A 20,538-nucleotide genomic window follows, 5' to 3' on the forward strand; every position below is an offset into this window, starting at 1 on the left:
AGATGATCGATCATCGTGATACGATAGCAAAGTTTTTGGCAGATGCCAAGCGATTTATTAAGTTTTTATGAGGTGTTGAGTGTTGGCAGTGATTTGGCTGTGATGGTATGATTGATGATCATCATAGCGCGGTTACTATAATTAAACAGTCGAGAAATTCACTCTTTTGCCAAGCTGTGCTATGCTTAGTGTACATTTGGTTTTTATCTAATAAAAGGATGACTTATGAAACTGTCTGCTGCTTTATCTTTGGGTGCATTGACTCTGGCTTTGGCTGCATGTTCGACCACACCGACCAACACCACCAACACGGCTGCCACGCCATCTGTACAGGCGTCTGCCACCACACCGACGGTGGTGACCAGTAATGATGTCGATACGGTGATGAATGCCTTTTTGGTACGCACGGTCGATGGCGCAGAGGTTTTGGAGCCTGTCACAGCTCAGACTCAGATCAAAAAAGGCGACTTGGTGGAATATCAAGTCCTACTCACCAATAATGGCAAAGATCGCGTGCGTGACATGCGTGTGGCGCTGAGCCTGCCAGCAGGCGCTGAGTTTACAGGATTTGTCTCACCAAGCATCGGCACACAAGCCAGCGCTGATGGTTCGCGCTTCGTGTTCATGCCGATCCGCTCATCGGTCAATGGCACCACCCAAAACCTGCCATTCGCCCAATACCAAGCACTGCGCTGGAGCATCCAAGATCTGGGCATTGGTGCGACCACCGTGGTCAAATACCGCGCGATCATCCGCTAATCAGTGCTTGATAAGACACCAGATTCTGATGAGTCTGGTGTCTTTATTTGGCATCATCTGGATGCCGATGGGGTGTTTGCTTTTCTTAAGCATCACCCAAGTGTGTATTTTTTGTAATATAAATCATTTACAAATAAAAAATATTCTTATTTGGTTTGAATCCTTGTCCAAGCTGTTTTATAATGTAGGATGTGATGCCGCGATGGCAAAGATATTTACAACAAATCAATTAAGCGAAGGGGTACTGCGATGACCGCACCAACCAAAAAACACATCTATCTTGCGACTGTGACGCTGATGAGCGCCATCGGCTTGGCAGCCTGTGCCGACAAGCCTGCTGAGCAGAGTGCGACAGCCGACACGCAAGCGCAAACCAGCACCACCGAAGCGGCTACCCCAAGCGCGGATGCAGCAGCTCCAACAGGCGATATCACCATCAAAACTGCCACAGGTGATGTGACCATTGCGGGCAATCCACATCCACTGGCGGTGTATGATATGACAGCGATGCAAAACTTGGCGGTACTCGGCGTTCCAGTCGAAGGTATGCCAGCCGATCTTCGTCTGACCAACCTAAAAGCCGCCAACACCCCAGATGCTGCCGAGATTGGCACTGTACTTGAGCCAAATCTAGAAAGCTTGAACGCTCTACAACCAAAAGCCATCATCGTCGGTTCTCGCATGGCCGAAAAAGCCGAAGAGCTTGGCAAAATCGGCACTGTGCTGAATCTCACCATCGACACCAAAAATCCTTATGAAGCGACCAAGCAGCAGCTGACTGATTTTGGTAAGCTATTTGGCAAAGAAGCTGAAGCGACCACCGCCATCAGCGACATCGATGCAGCGATCGCAGCCGCCAAGCAAGCAGCGACAGGCAAGGGCAATGGCCTAGCCATCATGGTCAATGGCAATAAGCTGTCTGCCTATGGCGACAAATCTCGCTACGGCTTTTTGCACACGGCATTTGGTATCCCGATGGCAGATGCCAATATCGAAGATGCACGCCACGGTCAGCCGATCAGCTTTGAATACCTACAAAAAGTTAATCCAGATTGGCTATTTGTCCTAGATCGCGGTGCTGCCATCGGTGAAGAGGGTGAGTCTGCCGAAGTGGTGCTAGATAATCCACTGATGCATGGCACCAAAGCTTGGAAAAACAAACAAATCGTCTATCTAAGCCCAGACAGCTATTTGGCATTTGGTGGTTATTATCAATGGCTCAATGACGCCCAAATCGTCACCGACGCTTTCAACGCCAAAACAGCACAATAATCCCAATGATGGCAGGTGTGATACTTGCCATCTTTTATTTCGTCAATTTGTGTGTGTCCTAAGAGTGTTATGAATACCGCTGCATTAATCAATCCTTGGCAAAAAGCCATCGGCATCAATGCGATCAGCCTAGTGCTGATGGCGGTGCTGATTTTGGTGAGTCTATCGGTGGGTGTGGCAGAGTTTAGTTGGCAAAGTCTTATATCAGGTCAAGTCAGCCAAGATGCCCAAATCCTAATCCAAAGCCGCATCCCCCGTACGCTTGCCATCATCTTGACTGGTGCAGGTATGGCGATCAGTGGCATGATGATGCAGGTGGTGCTCAAAAACCGCTTTGTCGAGCCATCGATGGTGGGCGCTACCCAAAGTACGGCACTGGGTATGCTCATCACGGCACTCACACTCCCATCAGCACCCATCATCGCCAAAATCAGCATCGCCACCGTCTGTGCGATGGTGGGTATGATGATATTTATGAGACTGATTAAGCGGCTGCCAGCGACGGATTATTTGATGATTCCGTTGGTGGGGATTGTCTTTAGTGGCATCATCGATGCGATGAGTACGTTTATTGCTTATCAAACCGAGATGGTGCAGATGCTTGGTGTGTGGCGATTTGGCGATTTTTCCAGTATTTTGGCGGGTCGCTATGAGCTGTTATGGCTGGTTGGCGGTGTGTCGCTGATGGCTTATATTTTGGCTGATAAGCTGACCATCATTGGGCTGGGTGATCATATCGCCACAAACTTGGGCGTCAACCGTGACACAGTACTTCGGCTGTCGGTTGTAATGGTCGCCTTGGTCAGCTCGGTGGTGGTGGCGACGGTTGGCATGATTCCTTTTGTGGGTCTTGTGGTGCCAAACATCATCAGCCGTATGATGGGTGATCGGCTCAGACTCACGCTGCCTGCGGTGGCACTGCTTGGTGCATCCGCGGTGTTATTGTGCGACATCATCGGGCGACTGATGATTTATCCGTTTGAGATTCCGGTCACGGTGGTCTTTGGGGTGCTGGGTGCGGCAGTATTTTTATATTTATTATTAAAAAATCCCAAATAACTCTCTATAACCTTCGATAACACTCACTAAGATTTTGCCAATTTTTTAGGCTTTTTAACGATTAACAATTAACCTGATTCATCATGCCCGCTCTCCAAATTTTTGCCCGTCCCGTTTCTCTGATCAAGGACAGACCGCTGACCGTGATGGCGATATTGCTTGTCATCGCTATCTTGCTGTTTATGAGTGTCAATGTCACAGGCAGCTGGTCATTTATCCTAAGCTTGCGTGGCAAAAAACTGTTGGCACTGATGACTGTTGGTTTTGCCATTGGCACATCGACGCTATTGTTTCAGACCTTGACGCACAATCCGATTTTGACGCCAGCACTGCTTGGCTTTGATAGCTTATATGTGCTGATCAAGAGTCTGATGGTGTTCTTTTTGGGTGCAGTGGGGATGGCATCGATACCGACTTTGGGCAAGTTTGGCTTTGAAGTCATCATCATGCTTGGCTTGTCACTGGTGATGTTTCGCACGCTATTTGGGCGGCACAGTCAGGATTTGACACGGCTGATTTTGGTGGGCGTGGTCTTTGGGCTGTTGTTTCGCAGTCTGTCATTTTTGGTGGCACGAATGATTGACCCAGAAGAATTTGTGACCATCCAATCGGTGAGTTATGCAGGGTTTAGCACCATCAATACCCAAGTGCTTAGCGTCGGCATGGTGCTGTGTGCCATCTGTGCACTGCTGATGTATCGGATGCGTCACAAGCTTGATATTCTGCTGCTTGGGCGACTGCCCGCGATCAATCTGGGCATCAATTATACGCGTCTGACACTGGGCGTGCTTGCGATGATTGCACTGCTTGTTGCGGTATCGACGGCGATGGTGGGGCCAGTGACTTTTTTTGGGCTGCTTGTCTGCGCCTTGACCAATGCCATCAGCCCATCGATGCATCATGGCAAGCGATTGCTACTGGTTAGCCTAATCGCCATGTTGTGCTTGGTAGCAGGGCAGATGATTTTTGAGCATTTGCTCAAGATGGCAGGCGTGCTTGAGGTGGTAATTGAGCTGGTGGGCGGTTTGGCATTTTTGTGGATTATTTTTCATCAATATCAAAAGCAGGCAACACGATGATACAGGTTCAAGGTGTCGGATTTCGACTGGATAATGGCACGCAGATTTTGGATGATGTCAATCTGTCCTTACAGACAGGGCAAGTGGTGGCATTGATCGGCCCAAATGGTGCGGGCAAATCGACGCTGTTCAATCTGATGGCGCGCATCCTGCCGCTACAGTCAGGACAGGTGAGCTTCGGTGGCTATGAGGTGGCGACGACAGATAGCCGAAAGCTTGCCTGTACGCTTGCCATGCTGACCCAAGAAAATCATGTTCAAGGCAGGCTTCGGGTGCGAGAGCTGCTGATGTTTGGGCGCTATCCACATCATCAAGGCACACCAACGCCAGAGGATGTCCAGCGTGTCGAAGCGGTGTTGGCAGAGTTTGAGCTGACGGCACTGTCCGAGCGGTTCTTGTCCGATTTATCCGGTGGTCAGCGTCAGCGAGTGCTGATAGCCATGGTGGTATGCCAAGATACACCGTATCTGCTGCTCGATGAGCCATTGAACAATCTGGATATGTATCATGCAGGGCGACTGATGCGAAAACTGCGAGTGCTTGCCAAAGCTGGCAAAACCATCGTCATCGTCCTACACGATATCAACCAAGCGGCACAGTTTGCCGATACGGTGGTAATGATGAAATCAGGACAAGTCATCGCCACGGGCAAACCCATCGATGTGCTGACTGCAAGCACAATGAAACAGCTGTATCAAGTCGATGTCACCGTGCTATATCACGATGATAAGCCGGTGATTGTTGATACAATGACAAGCTAAAGCGTGCATAATAAGCCACCTGCCATATTGGTACGGTGGTTTTTTTGCGGCACGCCATTAGAATTAACATTTTTTTATTTATCATAAAAATCCATAAAAAAATTTTATCATTTAACTGGACATCATAATAGTTCTTATTTATAATTGATAATAGCTATCATTATTGATAATATTCTTAATTGGGAATAGCCATCCGCTCACTATGAATATTGCAAAGTGAGCGGATTTTATTTGCCGATCATTTGGGTGTTATTGGTTGTAGTTATTGTTTTTTGTTGTTTTATAGGATGTTTTATATGAAAACGCATCGCCCAACTGTGTTTGCCCCATCTGCATTATCGCTGGCTATGGCTGCTGTCACTGCTTTGCCAGCTGCTGCACTGGCTGAGACTGATCATGCCGACATCGAGCCAACTGTCATGCTTGAGACAGAATATGTCACCATCAAGCGCGACCAAGGTAAGTTCAAAGAGTCTGCCCAAAAAGTGCTGATCATTGATCGCCAAGCCATCGATGACCAACTGCTACTGAGCGATGACACGTCTGAAGCACTGTCGAAGCTGATTCCTGGCTATGCACCAGCGAGTGAGAAGCTGGGCACGGTGGGCGAGAGCTTCCGTGGTCGTGATGTGCTTTTTATGATCGATGGTGTGCCGCAGTCCAATCCACTGCGTGATGGCAGTCGTGAAAGCCGTACCATTGATCTGGCGATGGTGGAGCGTATCGAGGTGGTCTATGGGGCATCTGCCGAACAAGGTCTGGGTGCGACAGGCGGTATTATTAATTTTATCACCAAATCCAACCGCAAAGATGGCATCGCTCAGCAAATCGCCATCACCGCGAGCAGCGATAATCATGCCAATTCTGATGGCTTGGGTGGTAGCGTGCGTTATCAAGCAAGCTTTGGCGGTGAGAAGACTGATGCCTTATTTGCTGTCAAATATGCCAAAGAAGGTATGTACTACCAAGCTGATAACCGCATGACAGGCATTTATGGCAACCAAGGCGATGTCCAAGGTTCGCAAAGCTACGATGTATTTGCCAAAGCAGGGTATCAGATCGATGCGGATAAACGAGTCGGTGCATCGGTGAATTATTATCACCTAGATTCTGATGCGACACTCGATTATGAAAATGTGGCAGGCAATCGTGCCACTGGCTTGACTGATACCGCTGTCAAATACACAGGCACGGCATATCGTGGCAAGACACCTTATAATGATGCTTTGACGGTGAATGCCACTTATAGCGATGATGACTTCTTTGGCACTCGTCTGTCAGCACAGGCGTTTTATAACGACTTTACCGCGCGTTATGGGGCGAACTATGCCGATAATTATCAAATAAGTGTTGCTACGGCTGGCACATTGCTTGACCAATCCCAAAACGAATCGACCAAAATCGGTGCAAAACTTACGCTCAACAAAGACAATCTATGGCAAGATCGCGTCTCTGTGACGGCAGGCGTGGATGCGCTACAAGATGAAACCGAACAAAAACTGATCCTAACCAATCGCAGCTGGGCGCCTTTGATGCAGTACCGCAGTGTTGCACCGTTTGCACAGGCGCGCGTGCGTCTGGCCGACCGTCTCAATCTCAGTGCTGGTGTGCGTTATGAGCATGGCGAGCTTAAAGTAGATGATTTTGAGACCGTTGCAGGTAATACTCGGGATGATAAATTCGGATCTCGTCAGTGGACGCAGACACCAGTTGAGGGCGGTACGGTGAAGTTCGATGAAGTCTTGCCAAGTGTTGGCTTGGTCTATGATATCAATGACAGTACGCAAGTGTTTGCCAACTATGCCAAAGGTCTGGGTATGCCAGATGTGGGGGCGAAACTGCGTACCATTACCGACCTGGGACATAGTGTACAGACCGTCAATCTTGAGCCGATTGTCACTGATAATACCGAAGTGGGCGTGCGTTATACTGGCGATAAGCTGTCAGCGGATTTGAGCGTATTCCAGTCCAAATCAGATCTTGGCTCGACGCTTGAATACGATGTAGCAGTCGAAGGCTATCGTGCTAAGCGTCAAGCCACCGACATCAAAGGTGCTGAAGTGGCACTGCGTTATCAAGCAACCGATAATGCCCAATTCACCGCAAGCTATGCCCACACCCAAGGCGAGTACGATGCCAAGGGTGATGGTGTGATGGTGGATATGCCAGCACGCAACATCAGCCCTGACAAGCTATCTGTCGGCGTGAACTATCGCTTTGGAGACAGTGGCAAGCGATTTGGTATGACGGCAACCCATTATTTTTCAAGAGATTATCCTGCCATTCTCTCAGGGAAGAAGATTTACGAGTCTAGTGCCGATGCTTATACCTTGGTGGATATGACTTATAAACAGCCACTGGGCAAAGGCGTGGTCGGATTGGGCATCAATAATCTGCTGAACGAAGAGTACGATGTCTTCTTGACCGATGCAGTCTTGCCGACTTCTGATCGTTATACTGGTGGTCGTGGCCGCAACTACAATGTGAGCTATACCATTGATTTTTAATTAGAAAATTTATAAACCGTTTGTGGGTAACTGCAAACGGTTTTTGTCTTTTTTCTATGTGCAACTGTGTTGTTGTGATTAACTAATAAGCGGTAATTTATGGATTGGCAAAGTGAACTGACTGGCTCAGCCATGTGGTTTGTGCAGACATTGACTTGGGTGACGGCAGTGTTTGCGGTGGCGTTTTTTCTCTTGACACGCTACACGGATACAGGGCGTAAGTTTTGGCATATTACTAAGCCATGCTTAACAAATACCAGTATCATCAAGACAGTGCTGATGGTCGTGGTGCTCATCGCTTTTGTGCTGATCGAAGTGCGTATCAGTGTGCTGAATACCTTTTTTTATAATGGGCTTTATACATCACTACAAGAGATGAAGCCTGATGCGTTTTGGTTCTTTGCATTGATTAATGCCAGTTTGGTCGGCATCAAGGTCATCCAAGAGATCATCGATGTGCTGATTGGGCAAGTGTTTGAGATTCGTTGGCTCGAAAAATTAAACGCCGTGTTATTGAATCGCTGGCTGGATAATCAAAACTACTACCGCCTAAGTCGCCCAGATAATGCCAAGCCTGATAACATCGATCAGCGTATCGAGCAAGATGCGACCGCCTTTATCACCGATACGCTTGAGATGGTGCGTGGGGTGCTAAACGCCATCTTATCATCGATTGAGTTCACCATTATCTTATGGGGTTTGTCAGGGGTGCTGGTGCTGGCTGGCATTGAGATTCCAAAGGGCGTGGTGTTTTTGGTGTATGGATTTATCATCACTGCTACTGTCATTTCGGTTTGGATTGGGCGACCACTGATTCGTCTGAATTTTGAAAAAGAGCACCGCCATGGCGACTATCGCTATGCACTGGTGCGGGTGCGTGACCATGCTGAGAGCATTGCATTTTATCAAGGTGAAAAACAAGAAAAGCTCAGCTTGAGTGCTTATTTTCGTGCCATCATTGATAATCGCTGGGCGATTGTCCGTCGTTCGCTGGGCTTGGGCGGCTTTAATACTGGGGTGACGCAGTTTGCGATGCTGTTGCCGATTATGCTACAAGCACCGAGATTTTTTGCAGGGCAAATCAAGCTTGGTGATGTGCATCAGACGGTGCAGTCGTTCAACCGCTTGATGCGCGCTTTGTCATTTTTCCGTTTGTTTTATGAAGATTTTACCTTGTATCAAGCGCGGGTCAATCGTCTGTACGGATTTTTACATTCTTTAGATAAAATTGATAAAAAACCCGATACCACTGAGCCAGTCAGCACCGATTTGTCTGCCCAGTCGCCATCAGAAGCAAAGCTTGCCTTGCAGAAATTTGGACTGATCAATAAACAAGGCCATCTGCTGTTTTCGCCTGTGGATGTGGTGCTCAATCGTGGTGATCGCCTATTAATCCAAGGCGAATCAGGTGTGGGCAAAACCAGTCTCTTGCGAGCGATGGCGGGGATTTATCCACTGCCGACAGTGGGCGCGATGCACATTGCCTTGTCGCAAAAACTGCATTTCACACCCCAAAAAAGCTACATTCCCCAAGGTAGCCTGCGTGATGTCGTCACCTATCCTGCGATGATGGCGGATGATGCGACCATTGCCCATTGGCTAAGTGTCGTAGGGCTCAAAAAACTTGCCAAACGCCTAGACGATATCGAAGACTGGCAGGCGTATCTGTCCCCAGGGCAAGCACAGCGAATTGGCTTTGTGCGGATTTTATTGGCACGCCCTGATGTGATATTTCTTGATGAAGCAACATCAGCACTCGATGAAGCCAATGAGAAGCTGATGTACACGCTACTTGCGACGCACTTGCCTGATAGTGTGGTCGTGAGTATCGGTCATCGCAGCAGCTTGCATGAGTTTCATCATAAGACCATACAAGTAACAAGAGCGGTACACAGCAATGCTCACGATGGGCTATAATGGATGCTTTGGAGAATTTTATGACTGATTTTAAACAAATTATCGAACGCTCGATGGCAATCCGTGCCAAATATCATGCGCTAGAAGACAAGCATCATGGTTCACATTGGACGGTCGAAGAAGATGCTTTGGCATTTTTGACCGATGCAGGCTTGGTGGGTCGCTTGACGATGGCGCACGAAGGACGTTGGACGAAGTCAGATGGCGATGTGGATAGCGAGCTTGCCCATAAGCTTGCCGAAAATATCTGGTGGCAAATCGTACTTGCCGAGCGTATGGGTATTGATATTAATGATGCGATGGAAACTTTTTTAACAAATCTAGAGCGTCGATTATCGTAACTCACAGCCAAAGCCAGCCCGTATCACTGGGTTGGCTTTTTTATACTCGCCAAAATCGTTTGCTCAATCTCACCCTTATCCTTGATTTTTTTGATGATATGCCACAGCGTATCCGCCTCGGTATAACCTTTGGTGAGCATACCCAGCCATTGCTTATAGCGACCAATCAGCCCATTTTGGTTCTCTGTCTCATCCGCCAAAAACTGCAACTGATATTGGCATAAGCTTGCCCAGTCCATACCTTCCAAGCCTGCAATGCTTGCAATCAAATCAGGACGAGTGACCGCACCACGACCAAGCATCAGATGGGGTGTATTGGCTTTTGCCATGCAGCGTTTGGCATCATCTGCCGTCCAAATCTCGCCATTGGCAATCACTGGCATCCCAAGCGTGGTAAAGGGGGCGACCTTATCCCAATAGGCAGGGGGTTTGTAGCCGTCCACCTTAGTGCGAGCATGGATGGTCAGCCAGCTGGCATTTGCCGAGCGTACCGCATCGCCGATGTCGGTCATGAGACTCGTGTCGGTATAGCCTAGGCGGATTTTGGCAGAGACAGGGATGTCACTTGGTACAGCCTGTCGCACAGCGCTGATGATGTGGTATAGCACTTCAGGTTCTTGTAGTAGTACCGAGCCGCCTTTGTGGTTATTGACTGTTTTGGCAGGACAGCCAAAGTTTAGGTCAATCGCCGCCGCCCCAAGCTCTACCGCCGTCACGGCACTTTGCGCCATCGTCTCAGGGTTGTTGCCCAATAGCTGAATGTGCACAGGCGTACCGCTGGCAGTCCGAGCGCCATGGTGCAATTCTGGGACGAATTTATAAAACACATGTGCGGGCAAAGGGTAATGTGTGACACGGATAAACTCACTCACCGCCCAGTCATAAGGCGCACCAAGTGTGCAAGCGATATCGGTCAAAATCCGTCGCATCAATGGGTCGGTAAGACCTTCCATTGGCGCAAGCAGGCGGACAGGATGGGGGAAAAAGTGGTCAAAATTCATAAACTAAAATGGCTGTGATTAAAATTCTTGGAATGGGGTTGATGCAATCATTGATGGTAAATTAGCCATAAATCACTTTTTTGTGCACCAAGCCATGCAGTAGATCAGTGATATGATGAATGTCCAAATTGGTCTTGCCACGAGTGCAGGCGACATAGAGTAGGCGTAGCTCTTCGGGGGTGATTTTGACGGACAAGGTATTGGCATCATACAAAAAATCATCGCTGATTTGCACGCGATTCCACTCAAGCCCCTTGGATTTATGGGCGGTGGAGACGACATAGTCAGCATGGCTTTGGGTGGTTAGGCTATTGATGGCTTTGGTGATGGTGGCAGTGCCATGCTCTTCGATGAGTTTGACCCAAGTTTTTAGGTCACTGCCTTCACCAGTTTCGCTAAACTCTTGGACTTCGCCCCAGTGATTAAAATACGCAAGCTCAGGGATGCCATAGGCGGATTTGCCATTTTTTAGGCTGTCTGCCCCTTGGCAAAACCGCAAAATCCGCTGACTGTCGGCTTGTAGTGCGACTTTATGCCCAAGCTTGAGCCCATCAAGCAGATGGCTCATGGCGGTGGCATTGGTACGACAAAGAATGGCATCTTTGGCACCATGCACAAGGCTTTTACCGACGGTGGATGGCTGATTGGGATTGCCTTTGAGCGGAATGTCTTCTTGTAAGGCAGTCAAAAACACATTGGCAACATCAGCAATCGACTGCCCAAAGCGAAACGACTGCGTCAATAGCGTCTGCGGATAAGGCAGGCGTTTCATGGCGTTTAACGCACCCCGCCACTCATAAATCTGCTGATGCGCATCGCCGACATAGATGGTCTGCTTGTCTTGGCGAATGAGTGCACCCATCATCAAAGGGTCAGCATCTTGAGCTTCGTCAAATAAGATAAAATCAGCCGGAATGACAGGATTGGACAGTGTCCAAAGTTTTAGATAGACATCATGGCTGATACCCGATTGATGGCGTGGATCAATCGACTGTAGCCATCGCCGCTCAAAGGCAGGGTAGAGCATCTCTTGTAGGCGGCTAGCATCTGCTTCATCCATCCATGATGGCGCACTGATGTGGCGTGGTGCAGGGTAGGCAGATGAGGTCTTACAAAATGTGGTAATCGACTCGCTGATAATATTGGCAAGCTTGGCAGGTGTGAGCGTGACAGGTTTTTTGATGCCATCGACCACTCGCTCAGTGCTGATGCCTTGCAAATCAAGCTCAGATGCCAGTCGTGATGGCGTTAAGCGTGGCAAACTGATCTTGGCGGTGATGTCGCGATTGACATGACGAAAGGCGAGCGAATGAAAGGTTTGACAGCGGACATTGGGCGGAAATTTGCCTTGTGCTTCGGTGGCGATCGCCTTATTGAATGCCAAATATAGCCCACGACCTCGTAAATTTTCGCTAATCAGCCGCAGTGTGGTCGTCTTGCCCGCTCCTGCATAAGCGACAATCTTGAACGACTGTCCTGTCATCGCCATGTCCAAAGACGCCAACTGTTCGTCAGTCGGCGTAGGCGTGGTAGAATGTGGGTGGTGCATCGGCATCATTGGCTAAAAGTGGCAAAAATGCCATTATACCACAGCTTTATCCAGATTCGCGGTGCGTAAGTCATAAAGCTTAAAATCCATCACATCTGGTAAGATGGCGGTATCTTGGGCTTTACTTATAAAGTACCGCCAAATGAAAAGCGACTGCCAGGATGCCACATATTGGCAAAAGTGACAGGTAGGCCTTGGGATTTGGTGTGGCGCACATGCAGCAGAGCAGGCTCTTGGCTGTTCATTTGCAAAGCTTGGCGCACATGATCTGGCGGCAATTTGGCTTGAATTTGATAATCGCCATACTCCAAAGGGACATGACCGATCAGATAGTCGCTGGTGTTGATGGTGTTAAAATCTTGATTGATAAAATCAGGCACGACGCCAGCATTTACCCATCGCTCTTCGTATTGGATCGGCAAATCATCACCATAATGCACGATACAGACCTGATATAGCTGATCATCACTGCTGGGATTGCCATCAAAAAACATCATGCCAAGCCAATAATTATTCGGTTGGCGTAATGCCTCAAAATCAAGCGTGTCTTGTGAGACGACCTCGGCATGATAAGTGCTATAATGCTCTCGGATGTCTTTGGCGATATTGCGAATCTCGATGTACGCATTGTTGTATTTTTGTTGTGCCACATAAGTGCCAGAACCTTGGCGACGCTCCAAGATGCGCTCTGCTTCTAATTCTTTGAGCGCGCGATTCACCGTCATGCGCGAGACTCCGAAAGTCTCGGCCAAGCTGATCTCGGCAGGGATGGCGCTGCCCTCTTGCCATGTTCCTGAATGAATATTGGCCAAAATCGAGTTTTTGATGGTCAGATACGCAGGTTGTTTTGGCACAGTTTACCTCTTGTGTGGATAGAATGCTTGGATGATCGCGCATGGGTGTCTGATTGATGCATCGATGCGGTGTACGAAATTTGACCGCAATAAATGCGATTTAACATGATAACATAAAGCAAAAAAGAATGGGAAGTGTTATGCAGACGAATGCGTCAAATATCGGCGAAAACAGCAGCCTAGCACAGTGATGGGGCGTTTTTTGCCAGTTTTTATTTATTTTATTGATAGGTTTATCATTATTATCAAATTATGATAATAAATGTGCTGTGATATAATTTGCCAAAATAATAACATCAGGGTGTGCTGCGGCATACCCTTCATTGCATTGTGGATATGAGTGATGCCCAACCTAAAACCCGATAACCATTCTGCCAACTTTTTCTTTTTGGTATTGCCGCGCTTTGCCTTATTTTGGGTGTGTGTGGCGCTGATTCCCATCTCGATTTTGTTTAAAATCTGGTGGCTGTTGTTCATCGCCACTTGTTTGACCTGCCTTGGGGTGTATAACATCCATCAAAAGCGGCATGCGATTTTGCGCAATTATCCGATCAGCGGACACATTCGGTTTTTGTTTGAAAATTTCCGTCCAGAAGTGCGCCAATACTTCATCGAAGGCGATCGCGAAGAGGTGCCATTTTCACGCTTGCAGCGCTCCATCGTCTATCAGCGCGCCAAGGATCTGGACAGCACCACCGCCTTTGGCAGCTTAAATGACTTAAGTAAGCCAGGGACGGATTGGTTTTTGCATTCAGGCCGCAGCCATAAGATTGACAACCACGATTTTCGCGTGCGTGTGGGGAATGAGCGCTGTCTTCAGCCTTATGATTTGTCGGTGTTTAATATCTCGGCGATGAGTTTTGGCGCACTATCAGCCAATGCCGTCGAAGCATTGAATAAAGGCGCCAAAGAAGGCGGCTTTGCCCATGATACAGGGGAGGGCAGTATCAGCCCTTATCACCAAAAGCATGGCGGGGATTTGATTTGGCAGCTAGGTACGGCATATTTTGGCTGTCGTGATGAGCATGGCCGCTTTAATCCTGGGACATTTGCCGAGCGTGCCAAATCGCCGCAGGTCAAGATGATCGAGATCAAGCTGTCCCAAGGCGCTAAGCCAGGTAAGGGCGGTGTATTGCCAGCCACCAAAATCACCCATGAGATCGCCGCCACGCGCGACATTCCGATGGACATCGACTGCATCTCGCCGCCGACACATCCTGAATTTAGCACTCCAAAACAGCTGGTTGAGTTTTGGCAGCGGCTGCGCGATCTGTCTGGCGGTAAGCCTGTGGGCATCAAGCTGTGTATTGGTATGCCATGGGAGTTTATGGCGATCGTCAAGGCGATGAAAGAGGAAAATAACTACCCTGATTTTATTGTCATCGACGGTGCTGAGGGCGGTACGGGTGCGGCGCCTGTGGAGTTTATGGATTCAGTGGGGATGCCACTGGTCGATGCGCTGATTTTTGTCCAAAATACTTTGGTTGGCGCTGGCATCCGTAATAAAATCAAAGTCGGTGTCAGCGGCAAAGTCATCACTGCTTTTGACATCGCTAAAATGATGGCGCTTGGGGCGGATTGGTGCAACTCAGCGCGCGGCTTTATGTTTGCCGTCGGCTGTATCCAGTCGCGTTCTTGTCACACCAACAAATGCCCGACAGGGGTCGCCACCCAAGACCCTGCGCGTCAAAAGGCATTGGATGTCCCTGACAAATCCCGCCGCGTCAAAAATTATCATCACAATACCCTAAAAGCACTGGCAGAAATCGTCGGCTGCTCGGGGCTGGATCATCCCAGTCAGTTGATGCCGCATCACATCGTTCGCCGTCAGCCTGATGGCTGGATCAAGCTGTTATCAGAACATTATCAATTCATCGAGCATGGATCGCTATTGACTGGCGACAGCGGCCGCCGCGTGCTTGATGATATGTGGAAGCTGGCTGATCCAAACAGCTTTCAGGCAATGACCATCGCTGATGAGATCGTCGATGCCGAAAATGAACGCAATCGCATGCTATGATTTTGATAAAAAAGACCAGGCAAAAGCTTGGTCTTTTTTACATGGTGATTCGGCGATTATCTTTGTAGATGCTTAATGCACAGCTTAAGATGCGCCCACAATAGCTGCTCTTTGTCAATCAATGCATTATACACAGCATCCTCGCTTAACACACTGTACTCTCCAGGCGTTCTGGTGTCTAGCAGGCCTTTGGCATCGGCATCGTGCAGCTGCATGAATGCATCATCAAAATACGCCGCCTCAAGCTTTGCCATCACTGCCATCGCATGCACTATGGTGGCATAAGCCTCATCGGCCTGCTCTTTGGCGCTCAGCCATTCGCGGTACAGCGCTTGGGTTTCATCAAGCTTGGCTTGTAGCTGCTTCTGATCCATGTTCACCCCTCATCTGCCTCAAGATCATCTGAAGGCTTATCCCTCACCAAGACTCTGGCCATCAACAATCCCAGCTCAAACAGCAAGCACATCGGAATGGCCAGCATCAGCATGCTTGCGCCATCAGGTGGTGTGACCACAGCCGCGACAGCAAAGCAGCCGACGATGATATAGCGACGCTTGTCCGCCAAGGCTTGAACGCTGACCAGCCGCATCAGCACCAAAATCAGCGTCACCACAGGGATCTCAAACATCACGCCAAAGACCGCAAACAGCTTAAGCACAAAGCTTAAATAGCTGTCAATGTCGGTCATTGGCAGTACATTATCTGGCGCGAACATCACAAAAAATTTCAGTGCAGGCACCAGTACGATAAAATATGCAAATGCCACACCGGTATAAAACAGCACAATCGCAGACAATAGCAGCGGCAAGGCGGCGCGTTTTTCGTGCTTATATAATCCAGGTGCAATAAAACCCCAAATCTGCGCCAAAATAAACGGCACGGTGACAAATAAAGCAATAAAAAAAGTTAGGCGAATCGGTGCCAAAAAGCCTGAGGCGACATCGGTGGCGATCAGACTGGCTTCGGCTGGCAGCAGCGCCACCAAAGGATTGGAGATAAAATCATACAATTCACGGCTAAATCCCACCAAGCCCAAAAACACCAGCAACACCGCCAAAAACATGCGGATAAAGCGGCTGCGCAGCTCAATGAAATGTGACATCAAAGGCGTGTCAGTAGCGTCTGGAAAATTGGCTTGGCTCATGAATTATCCATGTGTTGATACAACAAAGGGTCAGCCAGATAGTTTGGCATCCTAGGTGCAGGCGGCAGGCGGCGCTGGGCGTCATAGTGGCTTAATAAAAACCAGCGATTGGCCATCGGTAGGGTGCCAGCAGGGGCGGCGACAGGTGGTGCGCTGTCAACTTGTGCATCCTGTGATGGTTGAGTGTGCCAAGCATCCATCGTTTGGCGCTTGGCGGTGTCAAACTGCGCTTGGTTCTGCTTGAGTGAGCGCTGCAATTCATCCATCTGAGCTTTCATCTTCGCTTCAGAGTCGCGGATTTGCTGTAGCTCTTTTTTAAGTAGCTCTTGGGTTTCGAGCAGTTGTAATTCGCTTGAGATGTCGTTTTGCAGCTTTTGACTGGCACGGCGCAGAGTGCCATACCAACGGCCAAGCGTACGAGCAGCCACTGGCAGCTTTTCAGGGCCTAAGACAATGAGCGCGATGATGCCAAGCAGTGTCAGCTCAAAAAAACCAAGATTGCCTATCATAAGTGAGGATTAGCCTTGATGATGGTCTTTGGGTTCGACCTTAACCTCTTCGACGACGATGGTTTTTTCGCGGTTGTCGATTTTTGGTTTATCTTCTTCTTTGACGGCATCTTTAAAGCCTTTGACTGCACCGCCCAAGTCTTTGCCAGCGTTTTTTAGCTTACTGGTGCCAAAGACAATGACCACGACAACCAATAAAATTAACCAATGTGTGATAGAAAATGAACCCATAACCACTCCGTTTTAATGTCAATAATAAATTGTTCAACCCAACTGGGCCATTAATTGTTCACTCGGCTGTTTTTTTCATCGATGCCTGACACGCCAAAGCGACGCGCCAACTCATCGATCACAGCTTGTGATGACAGATCGAACATCGATAATGCCACCATCTGATGAAACCAAGTGTCAGCCACTTCATAGACCAAATCATGCGCCATCTCAGCCACATCACTGCCAGATTTTTTGGCGCGTTCTAACTCTTTGGCGGCAATGATACTCTCCACCGACTCTTCACCGACTTTTTCTAGGATTTTATTTAAGCCTTTATGGTATAAGCTTGCGACATAAGAGCTGTCTTTGTCCGCGGATTTGCGATCGGCCAAGATCACATCCAGCGCGCCCAAAACATCTGCTGAGGATGGCTTGGTGGCCTCGTTGTGTTGTGCATCTTCACCATCCAGCACTTTGGCGGTTTTACCATAAATATCTTTAGGATCTTTTAAGACATCACTGATGGTTTGCCAGTCACCATTGTCATCGAGTTTTTGATAAAAGCATGAAGCGCGACCTGTGTGACAGGCGATGCCACCGATTTGGGTGATCGACAAAATGATGACATCTTGATCACAGTCGGTATAGATGTCATGCACGATTTGCGTATGCCCTGAGGTCTCGCCCTTGTGCCATAGCTTGCCTCGTGAGCGCGAAAAATACACCGCTTGCTTGGTTTGGAAGGTGAGTTCTAAGGCTTGTTTGTTTTGCCAAGCGACCATCATCACCTGTCCTGTGGCACGATCTTGGGCGATTGCAGGAATTAAGCCATCGGCATCAAATTTTAGGGTATCAAGCCAGTTCATGTCGTCTCTTTGTGGATGTTATCGATGAATAAGAAATCAGATGCTCAGCCGATGAGCATTGGCGGTGCTGAGGGTTACTGCCACGCAATTTTAGCACTGACCCAGCTTTGATGGCAAAGACAGCTTATCTTAGGCCACAATTATGTCATCATGATGACAGTTTGATGGCAGCTTTGTCATAGTGATCAATGATGGGGCTAAATCAGCGTCCAAAGCCATTGGGCTGTAAGATGATGACCAATGCGCCCGCCATCACCAAAGCACCACCTGCCAAATCCCACGCGCTTGGCATGATCTTATCGACAGCAGCCAACCACACCAATGCACAAAGAATATAGATGCCGCCATAAGCAGCATAAATGCGCCCCGATGCAGCTGGATGTAGTGTCAGCAGATAGACAAATACCATCAAACTCAACGCAGTAGGCAGCCATAACCATGTGCTTTTTTGATGCGTCAAAATCAAATAAGGCAAATAACACCCAATGATCTCAGCGATGGCAGTCAAAATAAACAAACCTAGGGTCTGAACAGTTTGAAGTGGTGTCATAAGCATGTGCCAAATACAGTTATTGTAACGCTTGTGGGGGTGTAAGTAAAGAAAGATTCGGCTTGTTTTTGATCAAAGGCTTTGATATAATGTGCGCTCCCACCTTTAGACAGCGTTTGGATTGATTCCAAATCGACTGGCGAACAGGTATTCATCAAGCCGATAGGCTTTTGATTTTAAAGAGGTTATTATGAAACTTAAGACCAAACGTGGTGCCGCTAAGCGTTTCAAGAAAACTGCAAACGGCTTCAAGCGTAAGCAAGCATTCAAGCGTCACATCTTGACCAAAAAATCTCCAAAGCGTATCCGTCAATTGCGTGGTTGCACTATGGTGCACGCATCAGACGTGGCTTCAATCCGTCGTATGTGCCCATACATCTAATCAACTTTTCGGATATTTTAGGAGAATAAAATGGCTCGTGTAAAACGTGGTGTACAAGCAAACCGCCGTCACAAAAAAGTTCTAGCTCGTGCAAAAGGCTACTATGGCGCACGCTCTCGTGTGTATCGTGTAGCAGTACAAGCTGTTATGAAAGCTGGTCAATACGCTTATCGTGACCGCCGTAACAAAAAACGCTCTTTCCGCCGTCTGTGGATTGCTCGTATCAATGCTGGTGCTCGCCTAAACGGTTTGTCATACAGCCGTCTAATCAACGGCCTTAAAAAGGCAAATGTTGAGATTGACCGCCGTATTCTAGCTGACATCGCTATGCATGATGCTGCTGCTTTCACTGCAATCGCAGAAAAAGCAAAAGCTGCTCTAGCATAAGCTGTCAATCAGACACAAAGCCCTGCTCATTGAGTGGGGTTTTTGTTTTTGGTGCTGTTTGAATTGTCATGCTTGATAAGCAATCAAATCAGTGAATGCTAGCGATAGGCAGACAGATGGTAAAAATCAGCCAGATACAGAAAAAGTTTTTTAATTTTGCTGATTTACCAACCCAAAATCATTTACAAAATAGACCCAATTCTTTAGAATAATCAGTTTTACTATGATTAAATAACGCCTGCCTATTTGGGCGAGATTGATAAAAGAGATATTATGACACAGCCTGAGATTACCGTGAATTTGCCCACTTTGGACGCACCGCTTGCCACCATCAGTCCTGATGAGCTGACCGCATTTGGCGATCAGGCGGTGGCGTTGATTGAGACTGCTTGTGACGAAAAGACTTTGCAAGAGTTTCGTGTGAATTTGACGGGTAAAAAAGCCGCCCTGACTGCACTGTCTAAGCAAATGGGTAGTCTAGATGCCGATGCCAAAAAGCAATACGGTGCTTATCTGCATGACTTGCGTATGCGTATCGGCAGTGCTTTGGATGCCAAAGCCCAAAGCCTAGCGGCGGCAGCAATGAATGCCAAGCTTGCCAGCGAGCAAGTGGACATCACCATGCCAGCACGCGGTGCAACAAAAGGTACGCTACATCCGATTACCCAGACGACCGAACGCATGAAGCAGTTCTTTGTGCAAGCTGGCTTTAGTGTGGCGACAGGCCCTGAAGTTGAAAGTGATTATTATAACTTTGAAGCCCTAAATATCCCCGGCCATCATCCTGCCCGTGCGATGCATGATACCTTTTATTTTGATACGCATTATTTGCTACGCACACACACCAGTAGCGTACAGATTCGCACGATGGAAAAGAGCGAGCCGCCGATTCGCATCATCTGTCCAGGCCGTGTGTATCGCTGCGACTCTGACCAGACGCATTCACCGATGTTCCATCAGATGGAAGGCTTGATGATCTCAAAATCAAGCAATTTTGCTGAGCTTAAAGGCTTGATTCATGAGTTTTTGGATGCGTTTTTTGGCAAAAAAATGACCGTGCGTTTTCGTCCATCATTTTTTCCATTCACTGAGCCGTCAGCTGAAGTAGATATCTTATCGGACAATGGCAAATGGCTAGAAGTGCTTGGCTGTGGTATGGTGCATCCACAAGTGCTCAAAAACTGTGGCATCGACCCAAATGAATACACTGGCTTTGCCTTTGGTATGGGGATTGAGCGATTTGCGATGCTATATTATGGCATTGATGATTTGCGATTGTTCTTCCAAAATGATTTGCGATTCTTAAAGCAATTTGGCTAAACATTGAACAAGTTTTTCAACAATTCAACCAAAAATTTAAAAATTACA

Annotated in this window: 21 protein-coding genes; 12 read left to right on the plus strand and 9 right to left on the minus strand. The window is 48.1% G+C overall.

What is annotated here, in order from left to right:
- Window positions 1-225: 225 nt before the first annotated feature.
- The 8 genes from AZ602_RS02855 to AZ602_RS02890 all read left to right on the plus strand — a co-directional run bounded on the left by AZ602_RS02855 (window position 226) and on the right by AZ602_RS02890 (window position 9,695).
- Complete coding sequence (locus AZ602_RS02855) at window positions 226-759, plus strand: DUF11 domain-containing protein (RefSeq protein WP_227525158.1); 534 nt, start codon at window positions 226-228, stop codon at window positions 757-759.
- Between the two features lie 249 nt (window positions 760-1,008).
- On the plus strand, window positions 1,009-2,031 hold the full coding sequence (locus AZ602_RS02860; protein WP_227525159.1) for a siderophore ABC transporter substrate-binding protein: 1,023 nt from the start codon (window positions 1,009-1,011) through the stop codon (window positions 2,029-2,031).
- Window positions 2,032-2,100: 69 nt separating this feature from the next.
- Window positions 2,101-3,090, plus strand: coding sequence for an ABC transporter permease (locus AZ602_RS02865; protein WP_103033616.1), 990 nt, complete (start codon window positions 2,101-2,103; stop codon window positions 3,088-3,090).
- Between the two features lie 83 nt (window positions 3,091-3,173).
- Window positions 3,174-4,169: an iron chelate uptake ABC transporter family permease subunit gene (locus AZ602_RS02870; protein WP_103033617.1), complete on the plus strand. Its 996-nt coding sequence runs from the start codon at window positions 3,174-3,176 to the stop codon at window positions 4,167-4,169.
- The gene (locus tag AZ602_RS02875) at window positions 4,166-4,930 is read left to right on the plus strand and encodes an ATP-binding cassette domain-containing protein (RefSeq protein ID WP_103033618.1); all 765 of its coding nucleotides are present in this window, start codon (window positions 4,166-4,168) and stop codon (window positions 4,928-4,930) included. The genes AZ602_RS02870 and AZ602_RS02875 overlap by 4 nt, the downstream gene beginning before the upstream one ends.
- A gap of 296 nt (window positions 4,931-5,226) precedes the next feature.
- Complete coding sequence (locus AZ602_RS02880; protein ID WP_158245109.1) at window positions 5,227-7,437, plus strand: TonB-dependent receptor; 2,211 nt, start codon at window positions 5,227-5,229, stop codon at window positions 7,435-7,437.
- A 99-nt stretch (window positions 7,438-7,536) separates the two neighbouring features.
- On the plus strand, window positions 7,537-9,354 hold the full coding sequence (locus AZ602_RS02885; RefSeq protein ID WP_103033620.1) for an ABC transporter ATP-binding protein/permease: 1,818 nt from the start codon (window positions 7,537-7,539) through the stop codon (window positions 9,352-9,354).
- A 20-nt stretch (window positions 9,355-9,374) separates the two neighbouring features.
- Window positions 9,375-9,695, plus strand: a complete 321-nt coding sequence (locus AZ602_RS02890; RefSeq protein WP_103033621.1) for a MazG-like protein — start codon at window positions 9,375-9,377, stop codon at window positions 9,693-9,695.
- Between the two features lie 23 nt (window positions 9,696-9,718).
- Here AZ602_RS02890 and AZ602_RS02895 read toward each other — a convergent pair whose 3' ends face one another.
- The 3 genes from AZ602_RS02895 to AZ602_RS02905 all read right to left on the minus strand — a co-directional run bounded on the left by AZ602_RS02895 (window position 9,719) and on the right by AZ602_RS02905 (window position 13,099).
- Complete coding sequence (locus AZ602_RS02895) at window positions 9,719-10,696, minus strand: tRNA-dihydrouridine synthase (RefSeq protein ID WP_103033622.1); 978 nt, start codon at window positions 10,694-10,696, stop codon at window positions 9,719-9,721.
- A gap of 61 nt (window positions 10,697-10,757) precedes the next feature.
- On the minus strand, window positions 10,758-12,245 hold the full coding sequence (locus AZ602_RS02900; RefSeq protein ID WP_103033721.1) for a UvrD-helicase domain-containing protein: 1,488 nt from the start codon (window positions 12,243-12,245) through the stop codon (window positions 10,758-10,760).
- Between the two features lie 125 nt (window positions 12,246-12,370).
- Window positions 12,371-13,099, minus strand: a complete 729-nt coding sequence (locus AZ602_RS02905; RefSeq protein WP_103033623.1) for a UTRA domain-containing protein — start codon at window positions 13,097-13,099, stop codon at window positions 12,371-12,373.
- 343 nt (window positions 13,100-13,442) lie between these two features.
- On the opposite strand from AZ602_RS02905, the gene AZ602_RS02910 reads away from it, so the two are divergent.
- Complete coding sequence (locus AZ602_RS02910; protein ID WP_103033624.1) at window positions 13,443-15,119, plus strand: FMN-binding glutamate synthase family protein; 1,677 nt, start codon at window positions 13,443-13,445, stop codon at window positions 15,117-15,119.
- A gap of 56 nt (window positions 15,120-15,175) precedes the next feature.
- Here the strand turns inward: AZ602_RS02910 and AZ602_RS02915 are convergent, their stop codons facing one another.
- The 6 genes from AZ602_RS02915 to AZ602_RS02940 form a co-directional block, all read right to left on the minus strand.
- Window positions 15,176-15,493 carry a DUF4298 domain-containing protein gene (locus tag AZ602_RS02915; protein ID WP_103033625.1) on the minus strand — a complete coding sequence of 106 codons (318 nt, stop codon included), beginning with the start codon at window positions 15,491-15,493 and terminating at the stop codon, window positions 15,176-15,178.
- 2 nt (window positions 15,494-15,495) lie between these two features.
- Window positions 15,496-16,263 carry a twin-arginine translocase subunit TatC gene (gene tatC / locus AZ602_RS02920; protein ID WP_103033626.1) on the minus strand — a complete coding sequence of 256 codons (768 nt, stop codon included), beginning with the start codon at window positions 16,261-16,263 and terminating at the stop codon, window positions 15,496-15,498.
- Window positions 16,260-16,772, minus strand: a complete 513-nt coding sequence (tatB, locus tag AZ602_RS02925) for a Sec-independent protein translocase protein TatB (protein WP_103033627.1) — start codon at window positions 16,770-16,772, stop codon at window positions 16,260-16,262. Before tatB ends, tatC begins: the two co-directional genes overlap by 4 nt.
- A 9-nt stretch (window positions 16,773-16,781) precedes the next feature.
- Window positions 16,782-17,003, minus strand: coding sequence for a Sec-independent protein translocase subunit TatA (gene tatA, locus AZ602_RS02930; RefSeq protein ID WP_103033628.1), 222 nt, complete (start codon window positions 17,001-17,003; stop codon window positions 16,782-16,784).
- Window positions 17,004-17,053: 50 nt separating this feature from the next.
- Complete coding sequence (hisIE, locus tag AZ602_RS02935) at window positions 17,054-17,851, minus strand: bifunctional phosphoribosyl-AMP cyclohydrolase/phosphoribosyl-ATP diphosphatase HisIE (RefSeq protein WP_103033629.1); 798 nt, start codon at window positions 17,849-17,851, stop codon at window positions 17,054-17,056.
- A 202-nt stretch (window positions 17,852-18,053) separates the two neighbouring features.
- A complete protein-coding gene (locus AZ602_RS02940; RefSeq protein WP_103033630.1) occupies window positions 18,054-18,407 on the minus strand; it encodes a YnfA family protein in 354 nt (117 codons plus the stop codon).
- Between the two features lie 181 nt (window positions 18,408-18,588).
- Between AZ602_RS02940 and rpmI the strand changes: the two genes are divergently transcribed.
- From rpmI to pheS, 3 genes are all read left to right on the plus strand, one after another.
- Window positions 18,589-18,783 (plus strand): 50S ribosomal protein L35, encoded by a 195-nt coding sequence (rpmI, locus tag AZ602_RS02945; RefSeq protein WP_078254654.1) that lies wholly within the window; start codon window positions 18,589-18,591, stop codon window positions 18,781-18,783.
- A gap of 30 nt (window positions 18,784-18,813) precedes the next feature.
- Window positions 18,814-19,170 carry a 50S ribosomal protein L20 gene (rplT, locus tag AZ602_RS02950; protein ID WP_078254653.1) on the plus strand — a complete coding sequence of 119 codons (357 nt, stop codon included), beginning with the start codon at window positions 18,814-18,816 and terminating at the stop codon, window positions 19,168-19,170.
- Between the two features lie 273 nt (window positions 19,171-19,443).
- Window positions 19,444-20,490, plus strand: a complete 1,047-nt coding sequence (pheS, locus tag AZ602_RS02955) for a phenylalanine--tRNA ligase subunit alpha (protein ID WP_199174078.1) — start codon at window positions 19,444-19,446, stop codon at window positions 20,488-20,490.
- Window positions 20,491-20,538: the final 48 nt, after the last annotated feature.

The sequence above is a fragment of the Moraxella sp. RCAD0137 genome (genome assembly GCF_002894025.1).
Taxonomy (GTDB): domain Bacteria; phylum Pseudomonadota; class Gammaproteobacteria; order Pseudomonadales; family Moraxellaceae; genus Moraxella; species Moraxella porci.